Here is a 26589-nt window from a genome sequence, read left to right as displayed (position 1 = left end):
GCCGGACCGGCGCGCGTCGCGTGCCCGTCCGGCGCCATGTGGCGCTGCGTGCGATCAGCCGTGCGTCAGCGTCAGCGCATAGAACTTCACGACGGTGCCGGGCGTCGTCAGCGGCGTGCCGGACACGGCCGTCTGGTCGTAGTCGCCCGCCTTGAAGTAGAAGCGCTCGCCGTCGAAGCTCGAATCCATCGTGAAGGTCTTGGTCGTGCCGTTCACCGTGACGGTGATCGTCGTGCCGCTCAGGCTCAGCGCATAGTTGAACTGCTTGCCGACGCCGACCGTCGCGATCGGCGTGGTTGTCGACTTGCCGCCCTGGTTGGTGCTTTCGAGCAGCAGTTGAACGACACCGCCGGACGTGAACTGCAGCTCGCACAGCGGCTTGCTCGGGCCGGTGCCCTGGAAGATCTGGCCGATCGTCGTGTGTCCGGGCACCTGCGTGACGGCCACCGTCGCATTCAGCCGGTTGGTGCCGGAGGTCGGCCAGATCGCGTTCTCGCGTAACTCCGTGCGCGGATGCAGCGAGCCGGACGTCGTCCAGCCCTGCGTCGGGTCCATCATCACCATCGAGCCATCGCTGCCGTCCGTGTAGAAATACGTCGGGTTCACGTAGCCGCTCGCGAGCGACGAACCGCTCACCGTGTCGATGTTGCCTGACGAGCCGGTCGGCAATTGCAGCGTGAACGGCGCGAGGTTGAAGTTCGAGCCGGGCGGGTTCGATGGGTTGAGCGCCATCGCCGTAGTTTGCTGGCGGGCGACGGCGGCCGGGCTGGCCGGGTCATCTCCGCCGCAGGCGGAAAGACAGGCAACGGACAGAACGGCGACGACGCACGGGATGATCCTGTTCTTCATGGTGTCTCTCTCTGATGGACCGTGGCTGGCGCCACATTGTTGGATAACGTTTTCCTTTTTTGGCGTGTGATCGCCGAGTGGAGATCGGTCGCCTGTAGAAAGCACTCCAAAATGCAGAAAGCAGGTATGTCTCGACGGCTGGAGATGCGATGCAGAAAATTACGGAAGGCACGGAGATTGCGATGCTTGCGATCGGCTTTCCAGGCGACTGACCGGGCCGATCGAGGGTGATGCTAGCAAGAAGTTTCAGAAGAGTAAACGTTTTCCTTTTCGGGCCGACAAAGCTGCTTGCAACCGGTCGCCGCGAGCCGTTCGGGTGTTGGCTTGAGGAGCGCGTGCAGGCGTAGGCGTTACGACGCCGTTGCCGCAACGTGCTGCGCAATGTGTGCCGCACATGCATCGGGCGTTGCGTCGGACGTATCCAGCACGATCTGGCTGAATGCCCGCGACGCATAGCCTTCCCGATACATCTCGGCGATACGTTGCCGCTCCCAGTCCGTCAGTGCCCGCGAACCGCGATCCGACGCCGCGACCGCTTCCGGCGGCGCGAGCGTGACGACGAACAACCGCGCATCACGCGCATCGCAAGCCGCGCGCAGTCGTTCGAATTCCGCTTCGCCGATCGGATAGGCAATGACCAGATGGCGCTCGCGCGCATCGGCGATCTGCGTGACGAGGCGTTCCAGCGCGATCGCCCATTGCACGTCGAACGGTGCATCTTCGGGCGCATCGTGATCGTCGCCGTCGATGAAGCGCGCATCGGGCAGCACGCGTGCCAGTGCGAGACCGATCGTCGTCTTGCCGCTGTTGATCGGGCCGTTCAGGTGGATGACGGTAAGGGCAGTCATAAGGACAGGCAGGAATCGAACGACTCGCAGCTTGCCATGACTGGTGCGGCGCTGCAGTGCCGTTTGCGCGTCGCGCAGCGTGGCGCGATTGCGGACGAAAAGCGGAAAGGCCGGGGAGGCGGGGAAAAGCGGAAGGAGCAGCAGGCTGCGTGCGCGATGATCGGCCCACACAGCCTGCCCGGCCGTGCCGCATTCAGCGATGCGGCACGGCGTCGAACGAAGCGACTTACTTGTCGTCGCTCTTGATCTGCGGCAGCGCCGACGATTCGCCCGGCGTCAGCAGGCCGACTTGCGCATACACGCGCAGCTTGTCGCGCGTATCGGTGATGTCGAGGTTGCGCATCGTCAGCTGGCCGATCCGGTCGCGCGGCGAGAACGTCGATGCCACCTTCTCCATCGACAGGCGTTCCGGCTGGTACGTGAGGTTCGGCGACTTCGTGCTCAGGATCGAGTAGTCGTTGCCGCGGCGCAGTTCGATCTTCACTTCGCCGGTGATCGCGCGCGCGACCCAGCGTTGCGCGGTTTCGCGCAGCATGATCGCCTGCGGGTCGAACCAGCGGCCCTGGTACAGCAGGCGGCCGAGACGGCGGCCGTTCTCGCGGTACTGCTCGATCGTGTCTTCGTTGTGGATGCCGGTGACGAGACGCTCGTACGCGATGTACAGCAGCGCGAGGCCCGGGGCTTCGTAGATGCCGCGGCTCTTCGCCTCGATGATCCGGTTCTCGATCTGGTCGCTCATGCCGAGGCCGTGGCGGCCGCCGATGCGGTTCGCTTCCAGCAGCAGCTCGACCGGGTCCGTGAACTCGACGCCGTTCAGCGCGACCGGCTGGCCGGCTTCGAAGCGCACCGTCACTTCTTCCGCGGCGATCTTCACGTCGTCGCGCCAGAACGCGACGCCCATGATCGGGTTCACGATCTTGATGCCGCTTTCGAGGCTTTCGAGATCCTTCGCCTCGTGCGTCGCGCCGAGCAGGTTCGAATCGGTCGAATACGCCTTTTCGGCCGACATCTTGTACGCGAAGCCCGCCTGGCGCATGAATTCGGACATTTCGGCGCGGCCGCCGAGCTCGTCGATGAACGTCTGGTCGAGCCACGGCTTGTAGATCTTCAGGTCCGGGTTCACGAGCAGGCCGTAGCGGTAGAAGCGCTCGATGTCGTTGCCCTTGTACGTGCTGCCGTCGCCCCAGATGTTGACGCCGTCTTCCTTCATCGCGGCGACGAGCATCGTGCCCGTCACGGCGCGGCCGATCGGCGTCGTGTTGAAGTACGTGACGCCGGCCGTCGTGATGTGGAACGCGCCGCTTTGCAGCGCCGCAATGCCTTCGGCGACGAGCTGCGCGCGGCAGTCGATCAGGCGGGCGCCGGCTGCGCCGTATTCGATCGCACGCTTCGGGATCGCGTCGTAATCGTCTTCGTCGGGCTGGCCGAGGTTCGCCGTGTATGCGTACGGGACGGCGCCCTTCAGTTTCATCCAGTGCAGCGCGGCGCTGGTGTCCAGGCCGCCGGAGAAGGCGATACCGACCTTCTGGCCGGTCGGGAGGCTTTCGAGAATCGTGCTCATAGGAATTACCGTGGATTGGGTCCGGTGGGATCGTATTTCGCGGAATATGCGAGTATCGGCTGTCCGGGAAGTTGGGGCAAGGGCTGATTTTCGCGCGGATAGGTCGTCCGGCCTGTCGCGGCGGGCCTGGCGGGCGGTTAACCAGGCGGAGAACGCCGCGCGAATCAGCGCGAAATCGCGGCCGGAACAGATGCGGACGTGCCGCGTTGCGGGCCGTGTTGACAGGGCCGGATCGATCGCAGGGCGGGGCAACCGACGTCAGACGCCGGCTTACCGCATCGAAAGGTATCTGAATGGCAGGGGCATGAAGCCCGGCATCGCGCGCCTCAGATATTCCACGACCGCGCAGTATCGAGCAGCTTCTCGCGCAATTGATCGACTTCGCCGGCCAGCTTGGCCGTGATCGACACGTAGCCGGACATCTGCGGCGGCGGCGCGTCGTGCGGCGGGTCGGCCGGCCGGCGGCGCGGCGCGAGCCGGCTTAGCGTGCCGAACTTGAGCGCGCGGCTCGCGCCGACCAGCGTGTCGCGGATGCGTCGGTTCGCGGCCTTCATCTCGACGCGCATGTATTCGCGGCCCGCGACGTCGTCGCGGGCCGGCACCGCGCTCGACAGGATCTCCAGATAGCCGATGCACAGGCGCAGGCTGCGCTGGATCGCCTCGAGCTGCGTCATCGACGTCTCGCATTCCTTCGATACCGACGGCATCAGCGAACGCAATTGCACGAGCAGCGTGCTCAGCGCGGCCATTTCCTTCAGGTGCGCGTCGTCGCTGACGTGGCGGTCGCCCGCGAGCCGCGCGTGCACGGCCGCGCATGCGCGCAGCGCGTCGGCGAGCTTGTAGCGCCACGAGTAGGTCGCATAGAGCGGCAGCGCGAACGAGAACGCCAGCGCGATCGCGATCCCGGTCAGCACGTTCACCGCGCGCCACAGGCCGTCGACGATCTCGTTGTCGCCGTGCCCCGCGACGATCACCATCGTGATCGCCGACAGCAGCGCGATATAGCCGGCCTTGCCGATCGCGTGATACGCGCAGAAGCCGCACGCGATCGCCATCAGCAGGTAGATCGCGAGCGGCGCATGCAGGAAGGAATACAGCAGGATCAGCCCGAGCCCCGCGAGCGCGCCGATCGACGTGCCGAGCGCGCGCTCGGCCGCCTTCTTGCGGATGTTGCCGTGGTGCTGCAGCCCGCCGACGACGATCAGCACGGTGATCGTCGACCACTCGCCGTGCGGCACGCGCAGGCCGGTGGACAGGCCGATCGACACGAGAATCGCGAGCGCGACGCGCGCCGCATGGATCAGCTTCGCGTGCCGGTAGCGGCGGTACGGATCGAGCAGCGGGCGGAGCGCGTGGCGCAGGAGTGGCGGCAGCCGGGTAGGGAGCGGGGCGTTCATGACGGAGCTGGAGTGGCCGGAACGCGCACGGCGGCTTGCGCGGGCCGGCGCAAGCCGCATGCGCAGCAGACGTAACGCTAGCCGAACGCGCGCGGGCTGTCCACGGCGCGGCGGTCCGGCCTGGCCGGCCGCCGCAACGCGTTACACGCCGGCCGCGCTCGGCTGCGCGTCCGACACGCGGTTGCGTCCGCCGGACTTCGCGCGGTACAGCGCCTCGTCGGCGCGCCGCAGCAGCGTCGCGGCATTCATGCGGCCGTCGGCGGCGGTCGCCGTGCCGATGCTCGCCGTGACGTGCCGGTACGGGCTTTTCACGTGCTCGATGCCGAGCTCCGCGATCGCGTGCCGGATGTTTTCGGCAACGGTCGCCGCGCCTTGCGCGTCGGTGTCGGGCAGCGTGACGACGAATTCCTCGCCGCCGTAGCGCGCCACGTGGTCGCCGTCGCGGCGCAGGCAGCGCGACGCGGATTGCGCGACGCGGCGCAGCACGTCGTCGCCGGCCAGGTGGCCGTAGTAGTCGTTGAACGCCTTGAAGTGATCGACGTCGACGAACAGCACGGACAGCGGGCGGCCGCTGCGCGACGCACGCTGCGACTCTTTCGCGAGCACCGTGTCGAATGTGCCGCGGTTGTCGAGGCCCGTCAGCGAATCGGTATGCGCGAGCCGGTACAGCTTCGATTCGGCGATCTGCCGGCGCTTCAGCTCGCGCGACAGCGCCAGCGAGCCCCACGCGATGAACCCGGTGAACAGGCACATCAGCACGACGGTCCAGACCGCGCGGTGGTGCCACGACGCGTAGACGTCGATCTCGGCCGGCGCGACGTCGACGATCAGCGGCAGGCCGGAGAGATGCTTGTAAACATAGATGCGCCGCACGCCGTCGATGCTGCCGGTGCCCGCCAGCACGCCTTCGCGGCTGCGCAGCGCCTCGATGAACAGCGGCGAATTGCGCAGGTCGAGGCCGACCACGCGCGCGTCGTACGGCAGGCGGCTCACGAGCATGCCGTTGAGCTCGGCGATCGCCGCGCTGCCGTGCTTGCCGACCGCGAGGCCGTCGAGCAGCGCGCGGAAGTAGTCGATGCTGAGCGTACCGACGACCACGCCGCCGAACGTGCCGTCGGACAGCGTGATCCGCCGGCTGAGCGCGATCGTCAGTGCGCCGCCGCGCAGCCGGGACGCGTATGGCCGACTGATGTAGAGGCCCTGCGCGAGCCCGTTGCGGTGGACGGTGAAATAGTCGCGGTCCGCAAAGTTGCCTTGCGGCGCAGGCGACGCGCTCGAATCGATCACGATATTGCCGTGCGCGTCCATCACGAAAAGCGACCCGAGATACTCGCCGGTCGCCGCACGGTCGAACAGCAGCCGGTGGCGCTGGCGCGGCGGCAATGTCATCAGTTCCGGATCGGCGATGCCGTCGACGACGTTTTGCAGCGACAAATCGTAGAGTTCGATATTGCGTGCGATATCGCGTTCGATCAGCAGCATCAGGTTGCGCGCATTTTCGACCGCATGGTCATGCGCGTCGCGCCGCGCCTCGATTAAAAGCGACGTGGAAAGGCCCCAACTGAACATCAGCAGGACGATGCCCGCAACGAGCACGCCGCGGGGCGACAGAATGCGTGCCACGATCGACGCGGTATGACGGCGCAGCGCGGCGGGCAGCGGGAGTGGCTTCATCCTCGGGGGTGACGGGCGGCGGATATTCGCGTCGTCGACGGTTCCGCGCGCTGATTATTTCGAATTAACCCGCATTATCTCGCGAATTCCTGAATTTCGCGTGCGCATGCAAAACATGCATGCGGAAATGGCGATTCTAAACTGTTACGCATCATTACCGCATTGCGCGCGGCCGATTTGATTTGAATCAATTATCAGTGTCGGTCGTTTTGTCTGATTAATGACGCGATCGCCGGTCGATTTTGCGTATCGGCGCGATATTTGGCGGATTGAGACAGGATTGCCCGCTTACCGGGCGGAATGTAAAGCCGAATAACCTCGTGGCAGTTGTGGCTTTTGCGCCGGCATGCGGCCGCGGCCCGCCGACGCTGCCAACGCGTTGATTCCGCGAAATCTCCCCGGCCGCGGCGGGCGTGTGCACCCGAGCTGCCCCCCGTGGCGAATCAGGTAGAATCCGCGCTTCGCCGCAGGCGCCCGCCGCGCAACGCGTATCGGGGCCGCATCGAATGCATCGCAGGACGCGCCCCGCGCTCCGATTCCGCATGCGCCGGCTACGGATGCCGGCCCGCTCAACGTTCGTCTCGTTTATGTCCGCAATTCCGAATTCCGACCAACCCGGTTCGTCCGCGAACCCACCCAAGCTTCATCGCGCGCTGAAGGCGCGCCACCTGACGATGATCGCCATCGGCGGCTCGATCGGCACGGGCCTGTTCGTCGCGTCCGGCGCGTCGATCTCGCAGGCCGGCCCCGGCGGCGCGATGGTCGCGTACATGCTGATCGGCCTGATGGTCTACTTCCTGATGACGAGCTTGGGCGAGATGGCCGCGTTCATGCCGGTGTCGGGTTCGTTCGCGACCTACGGCGCGAAATACGTGGACGAAGGTTTCGGCTTCGCGCTCGGCTGGAACTACTGGTACAACTGGGCCGTGACGATCGCGGTGGAGCTCGTCGCCGCGCAGCTCGTGATGCATTACTGGTTTCCGGACGTGCCGGGCGTGTGGTGGAGCGCGGCATTCCTCGGCGTGATGTTCCTGCTCAACGCGCTCACCGTGCGCGGTTTCGGCGAGGCCGAGTACTGGTTCGCGCTGATCAAGGTCGTCACCGTGGTCGCGTTCATCGGCGTCGGCCTGCTGATGATCTTCGGCATTCTGAAGGGCGCGCCGAGCAACGGCTGGGGCAACCTGACGATCGGCGACGCGCCGTTCGCGGGCGGCCTGCCGGCGCTGATGGGCGTCGCGATGATCGCGGGCTTCTCGTTCCAGGGCACCGAGCTGATCGGCGTCGCGGCCGGCGAATCGGAAAACCCGCGGACGACGATCCCGCGCGCGGTGCGCCAGGTGTTCTGGCGGATCCTGTTGTTCTATGTGTTCGCGATCTTCGTGATCGGCGTGCTGATTCCGTATACCGACCCGAGCCTGCTGAAGACGGACGTGACCGACATCGGCGTGAGCCCGTTCACGCTCGTGTTCCGCCACGCGGGCCTCGCATTCGCGGCCGGCGTGATGAACGCGGTGATCCTGACGGCCGTGCTGTCGGCCGGCAACTCGGGCATGTACGCGTCGACGCGGATGCTCTACAACCTCGCGACCGAAGGCCGCGCGCCGAAGGTGTTCGCGAAGCTGTCGCCGGGCGGCGTGCCGCGCAATGCGCTGTACGCGACGACGGCCGTCGGCGCGCTGTGCTTCTTCACGTCGCTGTACGGCGACAAGACGGTGTACCTGTGGCTGCTGAATACGTCGGGGATGACGGGCTTCATCGCATGGCTCGGCATCGCGGTCAGCCACTACCGGTTCCGCAAGGGCTACGTGAAGCAGGGCTATTCGCTCGATCAACTGCCGTACCAGTCGAAGTGGTTCCCGTTCGGCCCGCTGTTCGCGTTCGTGCTGTGCCTCGTGATCGCGCTCGGGCAGGACTATCAGGCGTTCCTCGCGAACCGGATCGACTGGGCCGGCGTGACCGCGACCTATGTCGGCATTCCGCTGTTCCTCGTCGTGTGGCTCGGTTTCCGGCTCCTGAACAAGAGCCGCTTCGTGCGCTACGAAGACATGGAGATCGCGCCGTGGATTGCCGCGAGCCGTGGTGCGCAGCCGCAGCCGGTGGCGAATCGCGAAACCGTGGGCTGACGCGCGTGCGGCAGGTGGCCGCGCGATGTGCGATGAAACGGGAAGCGTTGCGCTTCCCGTTTTTTTTGCCCGGCTTTTGCCTGCACGGGGTCAAAGCCGGTTATATTGCCCGACCCTACCGGGCCACGGCCCGGCCGGCGCGACAGGCGCAGCGCGGATCGGCATCCGGCGCGCGCGGCGCGCGGCGGCCGGCGGCGCCCGGCGTTTTCATCGTTCCATCCGGGCCGGCACGGCCCGCGGAGCGCGCAACCCAGAGGAATCCATGAGCGCATCACCCGCCGAGCGGAAGGCCGGACCCGTTTCCATCGTGCGAATCGAAGCCGCGATCAACGCGTGGCGCGAAGTGTACCCGCCGGCTCCGGACGGCGAGGACGGCTACGCGCTCGACGCCGGCAGCAACTGCCTCGCCGAGCTGTACGGCACGATGATCTGCTATCGGTTGCCGGACGTGCCGCTCGACTCATTGAGCCACGCGCAGCGCGACGCGCTCTACGCGACCGAGGTGTGATCGACGGTCGCGACGCGACCGGCGTCGATCGGGAAACGGGAAGCCTGAAGGCTTCCCGTTTTGCTTTGGGCCGTGCGCGTGGCGGTTTGCGCCGCCTGGGGTATCGTGATGACATCATCCGGCCGTGGTTTGACGTCGGGTCGCTGTCCGGGAGGCATCGAAAATGGAGTTGAGACACCTCCGCTACTTCGTCGCGGTTGCCGAGGAGCGGAATTTCACGCGCGCGGCGGAACGGCTGCATATCGCGCAGCCGCCGCTGAGCCGGCAGATCCAGCAGCTCGAGGAAGCGCTCGGCGTGCCGCTGTTCGAGCGCAGCGCGCGACCGCTGAAACTGACCGATGCGGGACGCTTCTTCTATTCGCATGCGGTGCAGTTGCTCGCGCAGACGACGGAGCTCGAATCGATGACGAAGCGGGTCGGCAAGATCGAGCGCAGCATGTCGGTCGGCTTCGTCGGCTCGACGCTGTACGGGATGCTGCCGAAGATCATCCGGCGCTTTCGCAGCGAATATCCGGCCGTCGAGCTGAGCCTGCACGAGATGTCGACGATGGACCAGATCAAGGCGCTGAAGGAAGGGCGCATCGATGTCGGGTTCGGGCGCATCCGTCACGAGGACCCGAGCGTGCGGCGCGTCGTGCTGCGCGAGGAGCGGATGATCGTCGCGCTGCCGGTCGGCCACGTGCTCGACAGCGCGAAGCCCGTGCTGTCGCTGCACGATCTCGTGAACGACACGCTGATCATCTTCCCGAAGGCGCCGCGCCCGAGTTATGCGGACCAGGTGCTCGCGGCCTTTCACGATCGCGCGTTGCAACCGCGGCGGATCTACGAGACGCGCGAACTGCAGATCGCGCTCGGCCTCGTCGCGATGGGCGAGGGCGTGTCGGTCGTGCCGCAAAGCGTGTACGGGCTGAAGCGCGACGACATCAGCTACAAGCCGCTCGACGATCCGAACCTCGTGTCGCCGATCATCATGAGCATGCGGATGCTCGACGAATCGGAGGACATTCGCGCGATGCAGGCGCTGATCTACCGGCTGTACGACGAGGCGCAGATGGAATATCTGCCGCCGCAGCCGGAATGAGCGCGCGGGCGATGGGGGCTTGCTTGACGCTGCGCGCGCCGGCGGGCCAACATGCGGGATCCAATCGGGCCGCCGACGTGCGGCCGCTTTCATGCAGACGACCCACACATGACCGATAGCCTGATCGACGAGACAACCGTCGAGATGCCGCAAGGGCGCCTCTTTGCGAAACGCTGGCGCGCTCGTCCGGTGCAAGACGCGGCGGGCACGTCCAGGCCGACAGCACCTGAGCCGGCCGCACCTGGGCCGGCCGCCCCCATCGTGCTGCTGCACGATTCGCTCGGATGCGTCGACTTGTGGCGCGACTTCCCCGCCTTGCTGGCACGCGCCACGCAACGCGACGTGATCGCATACGACCGCCTCGGCTTCGGCCGTTCGGATCGTCATCCGGGGAAGCTCGGCTCGACGTTCGTGCGCGACGAGGCCGGTCATGCGTTCGATGCCGTGCTCGAGCAACTTGGTGTCGATGCATTCGTCGCGTTCGGGCACAGCGTCGGCGGCGGGATGGCGGTGGGCTGTGCCGCCGCGCATCCGGATCGTTGCCGCGCGCTCGTGACGGTCGCCGCGCAGGCGTTCGTCGAGGATCGCACGCTGGCCGGCATTCGCGACGCGGGGCTGCAGTTCGACGAACCGGGCCAGCTCGACCGGCTCGCGCGCTATCACGGCGACAAGGCCGAGTGGGTGCTGCGCGCGTGGGTCGACACGTGGCTGTCGCCCGCGTTTCGCGACTGGAATCTCGACGACGACTTGCCGCGCGTGCAATGCGCGACGCTCGCGATTCACGGCGAAGACGACGAATACGGATCGGACGTGCATCCGAAGCGGATCGCCGCGCGTGTCGCGGGGCCGTCGTCGTTCCTGTTGCTCGCCCGATGCGGGCACATGCCGCACCGCGAGCGGACGGACGACGTACTGGCCGCCGTGACGACGTTCCTGCGCGACGCGGGCGCCTGAGCGCCCGGCAACCGGCGGGCATGTGCCCGCTGGCGGTCAGAACGCCAGCTGGATCGCGAGATCGATCGCGAGCAGCGCGATCGAGCAGCCGATGCCGAGGATCACGTTCGGCAGCCGGTGTTCGAAGTCGCGATTGTCGCGACGCATCGCGGCGCCGAGCAGGAAGATCGCCTCGACGACGATCTGCAGCCCGACGAACAGCAGCATCAGCAGATATTCATAACCCATCTGCTTGAACGCGGCGAATTGCATCCCGTGATCGCGGATCCACTGGCCGACGCGCAGCAGTTCGTATGCGAACAGCAAGGCGGGAAACAGGTAGCTGATGAAATAAGTCGGTGCGGTGGCGTGCCGTAGTTCGAGGTGGAAGTGCTGATGCGTGGTAGTCATCACGAATCCCTCCTTGCAACGCATGATTGCGGTCGCGACGGCGGCGCGACAACGTGCGAATCGCGGGATTACCCGATGCACCGTGCGCAACCGTACGACATCAGCATACTGCTGCGCGGGAAATTTGGCATGCGGTGCGTGCATTTGTCGTGAAAATCCGTATGCGCTGCGCGACGCGCTTACCGTGATGCACTCGCCGGACGCGGTGTGTCGGCCGGTTGCGTGGCACCCGATGCATTCGGCAGCAACCACTCCGGATGCTGTTCCAGATCGCCGGCCAATGCGCGCAGTGCGCTCGACGTGCGCGCGAATTGCGTCAGCGTGCGATGAACGTTCGATGTGGGCGCGCCCTGTTGCGCGAGCATTGCCTGCGCGGCCGTGAACGCCCGTCGCGCGGCGCCGAGCGCATCGCGCGCATGCGGCGCGAGTTCGGTATCGAGTTGCGCAAACAGCGCATTGGTGTTCACAAGCGCTGCGCTCAGCTCCGTGCCCATGCGGTCGAGCGGCAACCGGGAAAGTGTTCCGGCGATATCGGCAACTTGTACGCGCAGCACGTCGAGCGTGCCGGGCACGGTCGGCAACACGATCGGCAGCCGATCCGTATCGACCGAGGCGGGCGGCGCGTGCGGGAACATGTCGAGCGCGACATACGAGCGATTCGCGATCGGGTTGCCGACGCGCAACTGGCCGCGCAAACCGCGCGCGACGAGCGTGCGCAGCAGCGCCTTGCCGGCATCGGTGTCGCCGTTGCCGAGCACGTCGCGATAGCGCTGGCCGAGGCGATCGGGGTAGAGCGCCATCGTCACGCGCATCGTGACGTCACCGCGTGCGGCGTCGTATTCGGTGCCGACGGCCGTCACGTTGCCGAGTTCGATGCCGCGAAAATCCACCGGCGCGCCGACCTCGAGGCCGCGCAGCGAGCGGTCGAAACGCATCACGACGGGCGCGGCCGGTGCGTTCGGCGTGCGCATCGCGTCGATTTCGTCGTCGGCCACGCGAAAGCGCGCACCGGTCGGTGCCGCGACGATGGATGCGCGCCCGGGCGGCGATGCGAACGCGAGTGCACCGGCAAGCAGCGCGGCAATCGACGGTGTGCCGAGCTTCATGCCGCCTGCGTCGAGCCGCAGCCCGAGGCCGCCGGCCTGCCACCAGCGCGCATCGACATCGACGTATCGATCGAACGGCGCGGCGACGAACACGTCGATCGATACGCCATGTCCGTCGACATCGAGCGTATAACCGGCGACCTGGCCGACGCGTGCGCGCCGGTGATAGACCGGTGAACCGATCGCGACCGAGCCGAGCGACGTCGCGCGCAGTGTGTAGTGACGGCCGCGGTCGTCAGTCACCGGCGGTGTATCGAGCCCGGTGAATGTCGTGCGCGATTCGCGCGAACTGCCGAGTGCGGCCGCGATATACGCACCGGACAGCATCGAATCGAGACCGGAGAGGCCGCCGGGCCCGATGCGCGGCCGCACGATCCAGAAGCGTGTGTCCGCAACCGCCAGTGCCTGCGCGGCGGTGTCCAGTCGCACGTCGATCATCACGCCGGGTTGCCCGCGCAACGCGCGAACGCGCGTGACGCGGCCGATCTCGACGTTGCGCAGCCGCAGCGTCGATCGGCCTGCTTCCAGTCCGTCGGCTGTCGCGAATGCGATCGTGATGGTCGGTCCGCGGCTGCCGAGCGACGAGACGCCCCAAGCGATACAGAACGCGGCGGCCGCGAGCGGAACGATCCAGACGATCGCGGCTCGCGGCCAGCAGGCACACATCTGCGCAACACGCACCAACGTGTGCCGACCGGTTTCAGTCGAATTGCGCGACGAGTGCATCCGCGCCCTTGTCGATGCCGGTTTTTGCCGCGCTGAGCGCACCGAAACTCGCACCGATGTTCATCGCATTCGGATACTGCTTCGTCACGTATGCGCTGATCAGCCGGTTCGTCGATGCATCGCGGATCTCCACTGCATAGATGACCGAGCCCGTGAATGCGCCTTCGCGGCCGCGGATTGCCTGCACGCCGTTGTACACGTTGCCCGCGAGATCGAAATGCGCGAATGCGCCGGCAAATGTCGTCGTCGTCACGGCGCCCGTCAGCGTCAGCTTCACGCGCAGCGTGTCGGGGCCCGGTGCGCTTGTCAGTTCGAAGCGCTTGCCGAGCTTCTTCGCGAACGTGTCGCCCATGTACGTCGCGAGCGTCGACTTGTCCTGGTCGCTCAGGTCGCCGAACTGGTGATCGGTGCCGCGATAGACGGCCACCGGGTCGAGGATCAGCTTCCGGTACTTGTGCCAGTCCGCCGGCAGCGCGTAGCGGTAGGGCACGCGGCCGGATTTGTCCTGCGGATCGCTGCGCAGGTACGGCGACGATTCGATGCCGCCATAGCGGGTGGGCTGGACGCCGGCGCATCCGGCAAGCGCGACGCAAAGCGCGGCGTTGAGCAGGTGGCTGGACTTGATCGTTCGTTTCATTTGACTCTCCGGGTCGGGTTCGCGCCGGTGGAGCCGGTGCGAAGCGTGGTGCAACAGGGGCGGCATCGCCGTTCGGGGTTTATGAAAAAAACCAACCAGACGGTTTGTTTTTGGGGCGCAAGAACCGCATGAATTTCGAGGGCGGCAAGCCGTCCGGCAGCGGTCATCGGCCGGGCAGCCGCGCCACAGGTGGCGCTCGCGTCGCGCCATGCGGTGCGCGACGCGGTCCGTCATTCGACCGGGGCCGATGCGGGAGCCGATCGTAGCACCGCCATTTCCGGATGTAAACCGACCAGGCGGTTTGTTTGTGATAGACTCCGCGCACTTCCTTCATGCGATCGTGCCGGTTCGGCGCGGTCGCGTTGCATGACTCGATACCGGGGAAAGTTCATGGATAACCCGACGCGTTCCGAGCGAACGCGCACTGCCGCGATCCAGGCGGCGCTCGCGATCCTCGAGCGCGACGGCCCGGGCAAGCTCACGTTCGATGCGATCTCGCGCGAAAGCGGCATCAGCAAGGGCGGGCTGATGCATCAGTTCCGCACGAAAGGCGAGGTGCTGAACGCGCTGATGGAGCATCAGCATGACTACTACCAACGATTCCAGCGCGACTATCTGGCCGCGCGCGATCCGGGCGAAGCGCAGCCGACGCTGTCCGCGCAGATTGCGACGATGCGCGAAGTGATCGACCAGCAGCCGTCGGCGGCGCTCGCGATCATGGCGGCGCTGGTCGAGGATCCCGCGCCGTTGCAGATGGTGCGGGATATCGACGGCGAGAGCGCGAAGCGCATCGCGGCCGAATCCGGCGATCCCGATCTTGCACTGTTGCGATGGAAGGCGGCCTGGGGGCTCGCGCTATCGGCGATGTTCGGGCTGTGTCCGCTGTCGGCCGACGAGCGCGCGCGGTTGTTCGACCGGCTGCTCGACGAGACGCAATGGCCGTCGGGTGGCGGTAATGCCGCGAAGCGCGATGCGCCGGCGGCGAAATCGTCGCGGAAGAAATGAAGCGTGCATTTGTCGCATGCGGTGCGGCGGTCGCCCGTTTCGGGCGCTCGCTGCTCGCGGTCGTGCTCGGGCGGTTGTGAGTTTGCGAGCTTGCGGGCGCCTGACCGACCCGCGCCTTGCACCGCTCAGCGTTTCGCTGCCGCGCCTTCGACAAACAACTTCGCGACCGACTGAAACTCCCGTTTCAGCGACAGCCCCGGCACCGTCAGCCAGCGCAGCATCGCCGCGAGATACAGGTGATGGAACCACGTCGCGAGCTGGTCGGCCCGCAGCGCTCCGTTCAGTTCGCCGGATTGCTGCCCCGCGGCGATCAGTTGCTGCCACACCAGCGCGATATCGCTGCCGTTCTCCCCGCCATGTTCCGGTTCGGCTGCACCGATGCTCAGGAAGCGGTGCCGCAGATACGCGAGCAGGTATACCGGATGCTGCTCGCACCACGCGGCCGACGCATCGAGCACGCAGCCGACGCGCGACGCGAAGGTCTTGCGTCGCGCGACGTCGCGCTGCAGATGCGCGAGGTCGCGCGCGAGTTCGCCTTCGAGCCAGTGCGCGAGCACGGCTTCCTTCGTCGGGAAATGGTTGTACAGCGTGCGCTTCGCGACATCGGCCTGCGCGGCGATCTGCTCCATCGTGACGGCATCGTAGCCGTGCGCATCGAACAGGCGCGCGCCGGTGGCGGCGAGATGCGCGAGCATCTGGATGCGCTTGCGCGCGCGGCGGCCCGGATCGTCGGTCGGAATCGGCATGGCGGCGGTGTCGACTGAAAGTGAACGAATTGCATTAGTATACGACGTGTACTTTTCCGAATCCACCCGTTTCCGCCATGCACGAGGAGTCATGCATGAAGCTCGTCATCGCCACCTACGGCACCGAAGGCGACACACGCCCGCTCGCGGCGCTCGGCCGTGCGTTGCTGGATGCCGGTCACGAAGTCCGGCTGCTGGCCGATGCCGCGACGCTCGGTTCGGCTGACGCGCTCGGCGTGCCGTCGGCGCCGTTGTCCGGCGATATCCGCCGCGCGATCGCACCGGACGGCGCGTTGTCGGACGCGGTGCGTGGGCGCGGCGGTTTCAGCGACACGTCGAAGGCGCTTGCGGCGATCGCAAATGCGAACACGGCCGTTTGGATGCGCGAAGTCGCGAACGCGTCGGCCGGTTGCGACGCGATCCTCGTATCGGGGCTCGCGTCGTTCGTCGGGTTGTCGGTCGCTGAATATCGCCGAGTGCCGGCAATCGGTACGGGCATGATCCCGATCACGCCAACCGCCGGGTTCGCGTCGCCGTTCCTGCCGCCGGGGAAGTTGCCGTGTTGGCTGAACCGCGCAAGCCACCGGTGCGTCAACGCGCTGCTGTGGCAAGCGTTCAGGAAGGCAACGAATGCGGCGCGCGCAAGCGTGTGCGGATTGCCGCCGCGCAAGCACGTGTGGACCGATCATCCGATGCTGTACGGCGTGTCGCCGGCGCTGCTGTCCGGTCCGGCCGACTGGCCGTCGCAGGTGCTCGCATGCGGGCAGTGGCGTATCGATGCGCACGCATGGGCGCCGCCGCCTGAACTTTCGGACTTTCTCGATTCGGGCGATCCGCCGGTATACATCGGCTTCGGCAGCATGGCCGGTTTCGACCGGGCCGCGATGGCCGATGCGCTGGTGCGTGCGCTCGACGGCCGGCGCGCGCTGTTCTATCCGGGCTGGAGCGGCATCGATGCGTCGATGCTGCCGGCGCACGTATGCGTGATCGGCGACACGCCGCACGACTGGCTGTTCCCGCGCGTATCGATGGCGATTCATCACGGCGGATCGGGCACCACGCATTCGGCCGCGCGAGCCGGCATTCCGTCGGTCGTCGTGCCGTTCGCGGGCGATCAGTTCTTCTGGGCGAACCGGCTGCAACGGCTCGGCGTCACGGATGCGCCGGTCGCGGGGCGGCGCGTGAACGCCGCCGCGCTTGCGCGGGCGATCGCGTTTGCCGAACGTGGCGAGACGAAGGCGCGCGCAACGGAACTCGGCGCGCGCATCGCGCAGGAGGACGGCTTGAAGCGGGCGGTCGGCGCGATCGAGCGATGGGGGCGCCCCGGCGCGCGGTGAGGCCGCGTCAGAAATGCCCGGTGAACCGGTAACGGCTGCCCGGGTGCCACAGATTGGCCACCGACGCGACCATCCCCTGCGACCACGTGCGCCGATGCAGCAGCAGGCACGGCTCGCGGTCGTCCATCGTCAGATGGCGGCGCGTTTCGGTGTCGGGCATCGCGGCTTCGATCCGGTATTCGACGCGCTGCAGCGGCGCGACGCGCGTCAGGTACTGGTTCGGCGTCGTCGTCGTGAAGTCCTGCAACGCGTATTCGGGTGCGCAGGCCGGATTGACCCAGCGTTCCTCGAGCTGCACGGGCGTGTCGTTCTCGAAGTGCAGCACGCGCGAATGGAAGATCGGGCCGCCCGTATCGAGCTGCAGCTCGTCGGCGAGCTTCACATCGGCGACGGCCGCGCCGACCTGCAGCACCTGCGCGCGATAGCCGTGGCCGCGCGCGGCGACTTCGTCCGAGATGCTGCGGATTGCGACGAGCGTCGATTCGTACTTCGGCGACGCGACGTAGGTGCCCGAGCCGCGCGTACGCGTGAGCACCTGTTCGGCCGTCAGCTCGCGCAGCGCGCGGTTGACGGTCATCCGCGCGACGTTGAATTCGCGCGCGAGCTCGTTCTCCGACGGCACCTGGTCGCCTTCCGCCCATTCGCCGGCATGAATGCGCGCGAGGATGAAGTCCTTGATTTCCTGATAGATCGGTGTGGTCATGGGATCACGATTCGAGAGTCGGCAGCGGCCCGCCGCCGAATGCCGATCCGGCGCGCGCCCGGCGCCGAGTGTACCGGTTTCGCGGGCGCGCGGGCCCGGATTCCCCGAATGATCCCTGTTCGGCCGGCGCGCGTCCATGCGGGATTGCACAGAGCGGCCGGCCGTCGATGGCCTGCGCGAGGTCAGAATCGATGCCGGATGCCGACCGTTGCGACCACCTGCGTGTTCGTCGACGAAGCGGCGAGCCCCGTGACGTTCGCGAACCCGAGCGTTGCGCCCGACCGCACGCCGAACTGGTGCTGGTACACGGTTTGCGCATACACGTCGGTGCGTTTGCTCAGCGCGTAGTCGGCCATCAGCGTCGCCTGGTGCCATTTCGGCCGGTGGCTGCCGGCTGCGTCGTCGTAGCGGCCTTCGGTGAACGTATAGGCGCCCGCGAACGAGACCGCCGGTGTCAGCGCATAGCGCGCATTGACCTCGTAGTTGTCGAACCGCAGCGCGTTCAGCGCGCCGGGCAGCGACGACGCGGCCGTCTCGTCGAACATCGAATGCGTCCACAGCGCGCCGACCGTCAGCCGGTCGAACGCATAGCTGCCGCCGACGCCCATCACGCGCTGGCGCACGGCCGGGAAGTTCGGCCCGTCGTTCGTCGACAGCGCACCGCCGGCCGTCAGCCCGCCGCGGTTGAGCTGCAGATACGCGGCGCCGAAGTTGACCGGCCCGTTCGCGTACGACACGCCCGCACTGTACGCACGATTGTTCGCGAAGCCGCCGGCCGCGTTGCTGAACCCGTACAGGCCGTCGATCTGCCAGCCGGCGAGCGTCGGGCTCGTGTATTTCACCGCGTTGTCGATGTAGAACGAATCGTCGATGTTGTCGTTGTCGAACGGATGCGACGCGAGGTTGTTGCCGTCGCCGTTGTTCGCCATCGCGAGCGGGCCGAGATAGTCGACGACGGCGTCGTACTGGCGGCCAAGCGTCAGCGCGCCGTATCGGTCGCTCTGCAGGCCGACGTACGCGCGGCGCCCGAACATCGTGTTCCGGTAGGACTGCGTACCGTTGTTCAGGTTGAAGCCGTTTTCAAGGCGGAACAGCGCGTGCAGGCCGCCGCCGAGATCCTCGTTGCCGCTCAGGCCGAACACCGTGTTCGACAGCAGGCCGCTCCCTTGCTGCCACGCGCTCTTGCCCGACTGGTTGTTCGTATAGGCGATACCGGCATCCAGCATCCCGTAGAGCGTGACGCTGCTTTGCGCATGCGCGGCGGCGCCGAAGAACGCGAGGGAGAGGGTACCGACGACTGTTTTTTTCATTGAGTGACTTCCTGGAAAGGCCCGTAACGACGGGAACGACGATCCGTCGTGCGCGCCGGCGCGCGGACTCGCATGGGTCCGTGAAGAACCGCGCGCGTTCGTGTCGGCTGCGTGCGTTCGAATCGATAAAAGGGGGTTGGCCGCGTGACGCGCGTCGCGTGCGGCCGCGACGAACGCCGGCTAGTGCTGCAACAGGCGGATCGTGCCGAACTCGGCGGCCGGCAGCAGGCGGAGGATCGCCATGATGGCCGGCGATGCCTGCGACCGCGCGACTTCGAGCTCGATGCACGCGCGCCCGGTGCGCTTGTCGAGCGCGGCCGTATAGAAATTGAGCGCGGCGCCGACAGCCTGATGCAGCCGGCGCCGTACGACCGCGAGGTTGTCCGATTCGACGCGGATCGACAGCAGCACGAGTTCGTCCGCGGGGTACCGGCGCCGCGAACGAACGGGCGGCAGATCGCGTGAAGCAGCGGATTCGGTTCTGGTCGGTTTCATGCTTTCATCCCCGGGTCGCATCGTGCTCCGCACCGCGGAGATTTCGTCTTGGACATGGCGCCCATTCTAGGAATCGCGGTGACGATACGGTGTATAGACTCGCACCGGCGTTGAAAAGAACGCATAAAGACCCAACGGCCGCCGGCTTTCGTCTTGACTGCCTTTTTATTGCCTGCAAGGAAATCCGTGCGATGGCGACGCTCGCGGTGAGCGCACGGCTGCGCGTGTTCGAACGGTAGAACGTCGTGATGCGACCGGCCAGCTCGCGGCGCGCGTGCGCGGCAACGGCTGGCCGAGGCCAGGGGCATTCCAGACGCGGATCGCGCGCACTACGTGCGCGTGTACATGACGAATCTGCGGCGGAAACTCGAACCCGTGCCGGCGCGCCCGCGGCACCTGCTGACGGAACTGCAGTTCGGCTACCGGCTGGTCGGTCTGGAAACGGTCGGTACGGCCCGCGAGGTATAGACAGGTTCAACCTGCCATCCGGCCGCTTTCGTACGCATCGAGAAAGCTGGAATTCAGTGCAGCGTAATCCATAATTAATTGAAATTTAAGGAAATTCACGGCCCACGGTCATAATCCACCGACAATTAGAGATAAACACGGATTGCCGGTGATGCCCCTGCAAAGGCAAAGTTGTATGTACAACTTGGAGCGTCGCCAAACAGAGCGGTTTCCAGGTTGGAAGGGGTCGCGGCGGAGCCGCCGTGCCGGCAGCGCCGGTGCAGGCCGCCCGACGGGACCCCGGCCCAGTTCGCCTCTGACAGGAACGCCATGAAGAAACTCGCGCTCAGTATTGCCCTTGCCTGCATCGCGGTCGGTGCCCACGCCAAGGATTGGTCGACGATCCGGTTCGGCGTCGACGCCAGCTATCCGCCGTTCGAATCGAAGGACACAAGCGGCAAGGTCGTCGGCTTCGACGTCGATCTCGGCAACGAGATCTGCGCCCGCCTGAAGGCGAAATGCGTGTGGATCGAGAACGACTTCGACGGGATGATCCCGGCGCTGAAGGCGAAGAAGTTCGACGGCGTGCTGTCGTCGATGTCGATGACGCCGGCGCGTGCCGAGCAGATCGCGTTCTCCGACAAGCTGTTCAATACGCCGACGCGCCTCGTCGCGAAGAAGGGCGCGAACCTGCAGCCGACGGCCGAATCGCTGAAGGGCAAGACGGTCGGCGTCGAGCAGGGCACCATCCAGGAAACCTACGCGAAGACCTACTGGGCGCCGAAGGGCGTGCAGGTCGTGCCTTACCAGAACCAGGACGGCGTGTACCAGGACCTGACGTCCGGCCGTCTCGACGCGGCGCTGCAGGATGCCGTGCAGGCCGACATCGGCTTCCTGAAGACGGCGCGCGGCGCGAACTTCGATTTCGCCGGCAAGGATATCGACGATCCGAAGACGCTCGGCAACGGTGCGGGCATTGGCTTGCGCAAGGACGACGCCGACCTGAAGGCGAAGATCGACGCAGCCATCGCCGCGATGCTGAAGGACGGTACGTACCAGAAGCTCGAGAAGAAGTACTTCGCGTTCGACGTCTACGGCGGCTGACGCTTTCGCGGCGCACGCGGCTTCGGCCGCGCTGCGCCGCCTGTCTTTCAGGATCAGGATACGCTGACATGATTTTCCAGGGATTTGGCCCGCTGCTGTGGGCCGGCACGGTCGAGACCGTGAAGCTCGCGGTGCTGTCGCTCGCCGCGTCGCTCGTGCTGGGGCTCGCCGGCGCGGGGGCAAAACTGTCGACCAACCGCGTGCTCAAGTCGATTGGCACTTTCTATACGACGCTGATCCGCGCGGTGCCCGACCTCGTGCTGATGCTGCTGCTGTTCTACGGGATCCAGATCCTGCTGAACAACGCGACCGACCTGCTCGGCTGGGACCAGATCGACATCGACCCGTTCGTGGCCGGCGTCGTGACGCTCGGCTTCATCTACGGCGCGTACTTCACCGAGACGTTCCGCGGCGCGTTCCTCGCGGTGCCGCGCGGCCAGCTCGAAGCCGGCTTCGCGTACGGGATGGGCGGCTGGCGCGTGTTCCGCCGCATCCTGTTCCCGCAGATGATGCGCTTCGCGCTGCCCGGCATCGGCAACAACTGGCAGGTGCTCGTGAAGGCCACCGCGCTCGTGTCGATCATCGGCCTGGCGGACGTCGTCAAGGCGTCGCAGGACGCGGGCAAGAGCACGCTCGATTTCTTCTTCTTCACGCTGGCAGCGGGCGCGATCTACCTCGCGATCACGACGGTGTCCAACGTCGTGCTGCATCACCTCGAGAAGCGTTATTCCGTCGGCGTCCGGAGGCTCGCACTGTGATCGAACTCGTCAGCCAGTACTGGCAAAGCTATCTTTACACCGACGGCTACCGCTTCAGCGGCCTCGCGATCACGCTGTGGCTGCTGGTCGTGTCGATCGCGCTCGGCTTCGCGCTGGCGGTGCCGCTCGCGATCGCGCGCGCATCGTCGAACCGCTGGATCTCGGGCCCCGTGTGGCTCTATACGTACGTGTTCCGCGGCACGCCGCTCTACGTGCAGCTGCTGATGTGCTACACGGGCATCTACAGCCTGCAGGTCGTGCACAACCACGTGTTGCTCGACACGTTCTTCCGCAACGCGATGAACTGCACGCTGCTCGCGTTCGTGCTGAACGAATGCGCGTATGCGACGGAGATCTTCGCGGGCTCGATCAAGGCGACGTCGGCCGGCGAGATCGAGGCCGGGCTCGCCTACGGGATGTCGCGCTTCAAGCTCTATACGCGGATCATCCTGCCTTCCGCGCTGCGCCGCTCGCTGCCGAGCTACAGCAACGAAGTGATCCTGATGCTGCACGCGACGACGCTCGCGTTCACCGCGACCGTGCCCGACATCCTGAAGGTCACGCGCGACGTCAATTCGGCGACGTACATGTCGTTCCAGGCCTACGGCATCGCCGCCGTGCTGTACGCCGCCGTCGTGTTCACGCTCATCTGGGCGTTCCGCAAGCTCGAGACGCGCTGGCTCGCGTACCTCTCGCCGCGCGGCCACTAATGCATTCGCAAGGAAGGACCAAGCATGTACAAGCTCACCGTTGACAACCTGCACAAGAAATTCGGCGACAACGAGGTGTTGAAAGGCGTGTCGATGAAGGCGAAGGCCGGCGACGTGATCAGCATCATCGGCTCGAGCGGCTCCGGCAAGAGCACGTTCCTGCGCTGCATCAACTTCCTCGAGCAGCCGTGCTCGGGGCAGATCACGATCGGCAGCGAGCCGATCCAGACCGCGCGCGACCGCAACGGGTCGCTGCGCGTGGCCGACCAGAAGCAGCTGCAGCGGATGCGCACGAAGCTGTCGATGGTGTTCCAGCACTTCAACCTGTGGGCACACATGACCGTGCTCGAGAACGTGATCGAGGCGCCGATGGCCGTGCTCGGGATCGGCAAGGAAGAAGCGATCGCGCGGGCCCGCAAGTATCTGGAGAAGGTCGGCCTCGCACCGCGCGTCGAGGGCATGTATCCGTCGCACCTGTCGGGCGGCCAGCAGCAGCGTGTTGCAATTGCACGCGCGCTCGCGATGGAGCCGGAAGTGATGCTGTTCGACGAGCCGACGTCGGCGCTCGACCCGGAACTCGTCGGCGAAGTGCTGAAGGTGATGCAGAAGCTCGCCGAGGAAGGCCGCACGATGGTCGTCGTCACGCACGAGATGGGCTTCGCGCGCAACGTGTCGAATCACGTGATCTTCCTGCATCAGGGGAAGATCGAGGAGGAAGGGAATCCGCAGGAGATTCTCGTGAATCCGAAGAGCGAACGGCTCGGGCAGTTCCTGTCGGGTCGGTTGAAGTAAGAAGGCAGGCAGCATTGCGCATCGCCCGTGAAGTCGTAATGGCGTCACGGGCGATGCGGAGATTGAAGTACGCTTACAGTTGCGCGGGCGCATCCGTCAAAGGCGCGCCGCGCGACACGCATGAGCGGTAACTTGCACGGCTTCGCGCCGTCGCAAACTGGAACGCTAAATGCTTGTCAGGCTGGATCCTTTCGATGAAGGAGCACCACGATGAGCACGCCGACCACGACCCATTTTTCCCATGTCAAGCCGCAGGACACCGCGTATCGGGGCGAAGGCCTGCGCGACTTCTTCCTGTATCGCGATCTCGGCATCGCGGCCGCGACGAACGGCAAGGTCGTCGCGCAACTCGTCCGGGCGAATCATGCACCGGAGGCGGGCACCGGCTGGCACCGTCACGAGGCCGAGTTCCATATCGTGATCATGCTGAAGGGCTGGGCGCGCTTCATGTACGGCGAGCAGGAAACGCTGGTGGCCGCCGGCGACTGCGTGCATCAGGCGCCGGGGATCGTCCACTACCTGTTCGACTACTCGCCGGACATGGAGTATCTGGAGATCGTCGGGCCCGCCGATTTCAAGTCGATCGACGTCGAAGGGCCGTGCGCCGTGCCGCCGCCGACGCCGTGGGGCGAGACGGGCGCGTAGCTGCCCGGTTTCCCGAGGTGCGCTGCGCCGATCGACGCGCCTCGTGCGCACGTTTGCGACAGACCGCCTTCGGGCGGTTTTTCGTTGATGCTTCCCGGACGCTTCCGCGTGCCTCGCCGACACCAGCGAGCTGCTTTCCCCTTCGCCCCGTTCATTCGAATTCCGAACGGTTGCGAAGCTGAAGATCCGGAAAGAAAAGAAAGAGATTCGTCAGCTTCGCGTGACGGATTGTTACGTGGTGTCAAAGATCGTCAATTGCGGACTGCGCGGTGCACGGCCTGTCGACGGCCGGCGTTAAGGAGGTACCGGCCGGATTACCGGCTGACCTACCCGGGAGAGTTCCATGAAGCGCATCGCGAAGATCCTGACGGCCACCGCAGTGGCATGTGCCGTTCTCGCTCCGGCGCTTGCCGAAGCCCATTCGCACCGCGTGTGCCATTTCGATCATCACCACCATCGCGTGTGCCGCTGGGTGCGGTAACCGTGGTTTTCCCCGGGATGTCCGGGACGCTTTGACCATTCAGGCAAATCAGGAGAGGACTATGAAAAAAACGATGTTGATCGCCGCGCTGGTCGCCGGCATGGGTGTGTCGATCGGTGCATTCGCGCAGGTTCCGGCCAGCGCGCCGGCCGGCACGACCGGTCTGTGCAAGGACGGTTCGTTCTACTCGGGCGCGTCGAAGAAGGGCGCATGTGCCGGCCACAAGGGCGTGAAGACCTGGTACGGCGCATCGTCGGCGGCTGCCGCCAGCGCGCCGGCCGCGATGGCGCCGGCAACGGCGGCTTCCGCTGCCGCTGCGTCGGGTGCCGCACCCGCGAAGAGCGCACCGGCGACGACCGCGGCTGCAGCGCCGGGCGGCGGCTCGGGCAAGGTGTGGGCCAACGACAGCACGAAGGTCTATCACTGCTCGACCGACAAGTACTACGGCAAGACGAAGCACGGCAGCTACATGTCGGAAGCGGATGCGAAGGCCAAGGGCTTCCATGCGTCGCACGGCAAGGCCTGCTCGTAACGCGGGCGGGGCGCGCGAGTTCATTCGCTCGCGCGCCGTCTGAAGGCTGTAGTCAATCTCGCCCCGCCGCTACGGCGGGGCGATTCATTTGCAACGCCGGCGGTTGCGTTGCCGCATGGGTTCAGTGCGCGTGATGCGGTGGCGTTTCGGTCGCCGCATCGTGCCCGGTTGCGCGCGCATCGAGCAATACCCGCAGCGTGACGTAGTGCGTGCCGTTCGCTTTGCCTTCCACATCCGCGGTGCGATCGTACGGTTCGTTGTCGTGGATCGTCGCGCGCACGATCGGATAGATCTGCGTTTCCCAGCGGCTGCCGTTGAACACGCCGTAGTGGCCCGCGCCCGTCTGCACGTGGTGCGTCTTCAGATATGACGGCAACCCCGAACACAGCTCCTGCGCGGCCACCGTCTGGCCCACGGCGCAGATATCGTCCTTCTCGCCTTCGATCGTCAGCAGCGCGGTGCGGTGAATCGCCGCCGGTTCGACGAGCCTGTCGCCGACCGTCAGCTCGCCGCGCGCGAGCGCGTATTGCTGGAACACCTTCTCGACCGTTTCCAGATAGAACTCCGCGGTGAGGTCGGCCGTCGCGAAGTATTCGTCGTAGAAGTGCCGCAGCGTGTCGGCTTTCGCGGGGTCGCCTTTCGCGCGCTCGTAATACAGGTCGGCAAACGACGCCGCGTGCCGGTCCGGGTTCATCGACATGAAGGCGCCGACCTGCACGAAGCCCGGATACACGCACCGCTGCGCACCGACGAAGCCCGCCGGCACCACGCTGATCAGGTTCTTCGCAAACCATTCGATCGGCTGGCTCGTGGCGAGCGCGTTGACCTTCGTCGGATTCACGCGGCAGTCGATCGGGCCCGCCATCAGCGTCAGGCTCGCGGGCTGCGCCGGATCGCCGCCGGCGGCCATCAGTGCGACTGCCGCGAGCGCGGCGACGGTCGGCTGGCAGATCGCGAGCACATGCGCGTCCGGACCGATATGGCGGATGAAATCGATGATGTGCGCGACGTATTCGTCGAAACCGAAGCGCCCGGCCGTCAGCGGGATGTCGCGCGGGTTGTGCCAGTCGGTGATGTACACGTCGTGGTCGGCCAGCATCGTGTGCACCGTGCCGCGCAGCAGCGTCGCGAAATGCCCGGACATCGGCGCGACGATCAGCACGCGCGGCTGGCGCGCGACCGGCCGCGCCTTGCGGAAATGCAGCAGCGTGCCGAACGGCGTGGCGGCTGCCGCTTCCTCGACGATCGGCACCGTTTCTCCGTCGACGACGATCGACGCGATCCCGAACGGCGGACGCTGATGCGAGAACGCGCAGCATTCGAGGAGTTCGCATAGCGCGTCGAGCATGCGGCCTGTCGGTGTCGACGCGGCGGGTGGCCACAGCGACATCGTCGCGCGCGTGGTCGCAGCCCATGCGCGCGCCGGGCGCAGGCATTCTGCAGACCATTGGTAAAACGGATAGGCAAGCAGGTTCATGGCCGTCGCTCGTTGCGCTGCGTTGCAATGAACGAGGCAAGCCGTGTGCCAGCATGTAGCTGGCACGCGCGTTGCACGCGGTTCGGTAACGCGGCGGCTCAGGCGGCACGCCGACGACCGGCGGCCGCACGCGATGCGTTTCCACGCCGGTCTCGCGAGCGGCCCATGCCGCGACACGGTGCGGCGCTGCGCC

27 protein-coding genes are annotated in these 26589 nt (G+C 66.3%); 14 read left to right on the top strand and 13 right to left on the bottom strand.

Going from position 1 to position 26589, the window contains the following annotated elements; all coding sequences use genetic code 11:
- Window positions 1–54: 54 nt before the first annotated feature.
- The 5 genes from JYG32_RS24575 to JYG32_RS24555 form a co-directional block, all read right to left on the bottom strand.
- Window positions 55–732, bottom strand: coding sequence for a polysaccharide lyase family 7 protein (locus JYG32_RS24575; RefSeq protein WP_249744867.1), 678 nt, complete (start codon window positions 730–732; stop codon window positions 55–57).
- 467 nt (window positions 733–1199) lie between these two features.
- Window positions 1200–1697, bottom strand: a complete 498-nt coding sequence (locus JYG32_RS24570) for a shikimate kinase (protein ID WP_213267281.1) — start codon at window positions 1695–1697, stop codon at window positions 1200–1202.
- A gap of 226 nt (window positions 1698–1923) precedes the next feature.
- On the bottom strand, window positions 1924–3258 hold the full coding sequence (argG, locus tag JYG32_RS24565; protein ID WP_213267280.1) for an argininosuccinate synthase: 1335 nt from the start codon (window positions 3256–3258) through the stop codon (window positions 1924–1926).
- A 326-nt stretch (window positions 3259–3584) separates the two neighbouring features.
- Window positions 3585–4655, bottom strand: a complete 1071-nt coding sequence (locus tag JYG32_RS24560) for an FUSC family protein (RefSeq protein ID WP_213267279.1) — start codon at window positions 4653–4655, stop codon at window positions 3585–3587.
- A 141-nt stretch (window positions 4656–4796) separates the two neighbouring features.
- On the bottom strand, window positions 4797–6329 hold the full coding sequence (locus JYG32_RS24555; RefSeq protein WP_174378859.1) for a GGDEF domain-containing protein: 1533 nt from the start codon (window positions 6327–6329) through the stop codon (window positions 4797–4799).
- A 587-nt stretch (window positions 6330–6916) separates the two neighbouring features.
- On the opposite strand from JYG32_RS24555, the gene JYG32_RS24550 reads away from it, so the two are divergent.
- The 4 genes from JYG32_RS24550 to JYG32_RS24535 all read left to right on the top strand — a co-directional run bounded on the left by JYG32_RS24550 (window position 6917) and on the right by JYG32_RS24535 (window position 10995).
- Window positions 6917–8452: an amino acid permease gene (locus JYG32_RS24550; RefSeq protein WP_174378860.1), complete on the top strand. Its 1536-nt coding sequence runs from the start codon at window positions 6917–6919 to the stop codon at window positions 8450–8452.
- Between the two features lie 262 nt (window positions 8453–8714).
- The gene (locus JYG32_RS24545) at window positions 8715–8960 is read left to right on the top strand and encodes a DUF3717 domain-containing protein (RefSeq protein WP_174378861.1); all 246 of its coding nucleotides are present in this window, start codon (window positions 8715–8717) and stop codon (window positions 8958–8960) included.
- A gap of 163 nt (window positions 8961–9123) precedes the next feature.
- Window positions 9124–10041, top strand: coding sequence for a LysR family transcriptional regulator (locus JYG32_RS24540; RefSeq protein WP_174378862.1), 918 nt, complete (start codon window positions 9124–9126; stop codon window positions 10039–10041).
- A 108-nt stretch (window positions 10042–10149) separates the two neighbouring features.
- A complete protein-coding gene (locus JYG32_RS24535; protein WP_213267278.1) occupies window positions 10150–10995 on the top strand; it encodes an alpha/beta fold hydrolase in 846 nt (281 codons plus the stop codon).
- A 36-nt stretch (window positions 10996–11031) separates the two neighbouring features.
- On the opposite strand, the gene JYG32_RS24530 is transcribed toward JYG32_RS24535, so the two are convergent.
- The 3 genes from JYG32_RS24530 to JYG32_RS24520 all read right to left on the bottom strand — a co-directional run bounded on the left by JYG32_RS24530 (window position 11032) and on the right by JYG32_RS24520 (window position 13854).
- The gene (locus JYG32_RS24530) at window positions 11032–11385 is read right to left on the bottom strand and encodes a hypothetical protein (RefSeq protein WP_213267277.1); all 354 of its coding nucleotides are present in this window, start codon (window positions 11383–11385) and stop codon (window positions 11032–11034) included.
- 179 nt (window positions 11386–11564) lie between these two features.
- On the bottom strand, window positions 11565–13157 hold the full coding sequence (locus JYG32_RS24525) for an intermembrane transport protein PqiB (RefSeq protein WP_213267276.1): 1593 nt from the start codon (window positions 13155–13157) through the stop codon (window positions 11565–11567).
- Between the two features lie 34 nt (window positions 13158–13191).
- Entirely contained in the window at window positions 13192–13854 is a 663-nt protein-coding gene (locus JYG32_RS24520; protein WP_213267275.1) for a DUF3313 domain-containing protein, read from the bottom strand.
- A gap of 390 nt (window positions 13855–14244) precedes the next feature.
- On the opposite strand from JYG32_RS24520, the gene JYG32_RS24515 reads away from it, so the two are divergent.
- The gene (locus JYG32_RS24515; RefSeq protein ID WP_174378867.1) at window positions 14245–14859 is read left to right on the top strand and encodes a TetR family transcriptional regulator; all 615 of its coding nucleotides are present in this window, start codon (window positions 14245–14247) and stop codon (window positions 14857–14859) included.
- Window positions 14860–14984: 125 nt separating this feature from the next.
- Here the strand turns inward: JYG32_RS24515 and JYG32_RS24510 are convergent, their stop codons facing one another.
- The gene (locus tag JYG32_RS24510) at window positions 14985–15605 is read right to left on the bottom strand and encodes a TetR/AcrR family transcriptional regulator (protein WP_213267274.1); all 621 of its coding nucleotides are present in this window, start codon (window positions 15603–15605) and stop codon (window positions 14985–14987) included.
- Between the two features lie 95 nt (window positions 15606–15700).
- Between JYG32_RS24510 and JYG32_RS24505 the strand changes: the two genes are divergently transcribed.
- On the top strand, window positions 15701–16942 hold the full coding sequence (locus JYG32_RS24505) for a glycosyltransferase (protein ID WP_213267273.1): 1242 nt from the start codon (window positions 15701–15703) through the stop codon (window positions 16940–16942).
- 7 nt (window positions 16943–16949) lie between these two features.
- Here JYG32_RS24505 and hutC read toward each other — a convergent pair whose 3' ends face one another.
- The 3 genes from hutC to JYG32_RS24490 form a co-directional block, all read right to left on the bottom strand.
- Complete coding sequence (gene hutC / locus JYG32_RS24500; RefSeq protein WP_213267272.1) at window positions 16950–17645, bottom strand: histidine utilization repressor; 696 nt, start codon at window positions 17643–17645, stop codon at window positions 16950–16952.
- Between the two features lie 182 nt (window positions 17646–17827).
- Window positions 17828–18955, bottom strand: a complete 1128-nt coding sequence (locus JYG32_RS24495) for a porin (protein WP_213267271.1) — start codon at window positions 18953–18955, stop codon at window positions 17828–17830.
- 180 nt (window positions 18956–19135) lie between these two features.
- Complete coding sequence (locus JYG32_RS24490; protein ID WP_249744866.1) at window positions 19136–19450, bottom strand: hypothetical protein; 315 nt, start codon at window positions 19448–19450, stop codon at window positions 19136–19138.
- A 288-nt stretch (window positions 19451–19738) separates the two neighbouring features.
- Here JYG32_RS24490 and JYG32_RS24485 point away from each other — a divergent pair, with 288 nt between their 5' ends.
- The 8 genes from JYG32_RS24485 to JYG32_RS24450 all read left to right on the top strand — a co-directional run bounded on the left by JYG32_RS24485 (window position 19739) and on the right by JYG32_RS24450 (window position 24919).
- Complete coding sequence (locus tag JYG32_RS24485) at window positions 19739–19918, top strand: winged helix-turn-helix domain-containing protein (protein ID WP_433960873.1); 180 nt, start codon at window positions 19739–19741, stop codon at window positions 19916–19918.
- A 309-nt stretch (window positions 19919–20227) separates the two neighbouring features.
- A complete protein-coding gene (locus tag JYG32_RS24480) occupies window positions 20228–21001 on the top strand; it encodes an ABC transporter substrate-binding protein (RefSeq protein WP_213267270.1) in 774 nt (257 codons plus the stop codon).
- 68 nt (window positions 21002–21069) lie between these two features.
- Window positions 21070–21759, top strand: a complete 690-nt coding sequence (locus JYG32_RS24475) for an ABC transporter permease (RefSeq protein ID WP_174378872.1) — start codon at window positions 21070–21072, stop codon at window positions 21757–21759.
- Window positions 21756–22469 carry an ABC transporter permease gene (locus JYG32_RS24470; protein ID WP_213267269.1) on the top strand — a complete coding sequence of 238 codons (714 nt, stop codon included), beginning with the start codon at window positions 21756–21758 and terminating at the stop codon, window positions 22467–22469. The genes JYG32_RS24475 and JYG32_RS24470 overlap by 4 nt, the downstream gene beginning before the upstream one ends.
- A gap of 24 nt (window positions 22470–22493) precedes the next feature.
- Complete coding sequence (locus tag JYG32_RS24465; protein WP_174378874.1) at window positions 22494–23261, top strand: ABC transporter ATP-binding protein; 768 nt, start codon at window positions 22494–22496, stop codon at window positions 23259–23261.
- Window positions 23262–23471: 210 nt separating this feature from the next.
- Window positions 23472–23906, top strand: coding sequence for a cupin domain-containing protein (locus JYG32_RS24460; protein ID WP_174378875.1), 435 nt, complete (start codon window positions 23472–23474; stop codon window positions 23904–23906).
- A 343-nt stretch (window positions 23907–24249) separates the two neighbouring features.
- Window positions 24250–24387 (top strand): HHHH-motif protein, encoded by a 138-nt coding sequence (locus tag JYG32_RS24455; protein ID WP_167347852.1) that lies wholly within the window; start codon window positions 24250–24252, stop codon window positions 24385–24387.
- Window positions 24388–24448: 61 nt separating this feature from the next.
- Window positions 24449–24919: a hypothetical protein gene (locus JYG32_RS24450; RefSeq protein WP_213267268.1), complete on the top strand. Its 471-nt coding sequence runs from the start codon at window positions 24449–24451 to the stop codon at window positions 24917–24919.
- Between the two features lie 121 nt (window positions 24920–25040).
- Here JYG32_RS24450 and JYG32_RS24445 read toward each other — a convergent pair whose 3' ends face one another.
- Complete coding sequence (locus JYG32_RS24445; protein ID WP_213267267.1) at window positions 25041–26396, bottom strand: polyhydroxyalkanoate depolymerase; 1356 nt, start codon at window positions 26394–26396, stop codon at window positions 25041–25043.
- Window positions 26397–26589 lie beyond the last annotated feature (193 nt).

This window comes from Burkholderia pyrrocinia (assembly GCF_018417535.1).
Taxonomy (GTDB): domain Bacteria; phylum Pseudomonadota; class Gammaproteobacteria; order Burkholderiales; family Burkholderiaceae; genus Burkholderia; species Burkholderia pyrrocinia_E.
This window is presented reverse-complemented; position numbering and strand designations above follow the sequence as displayed.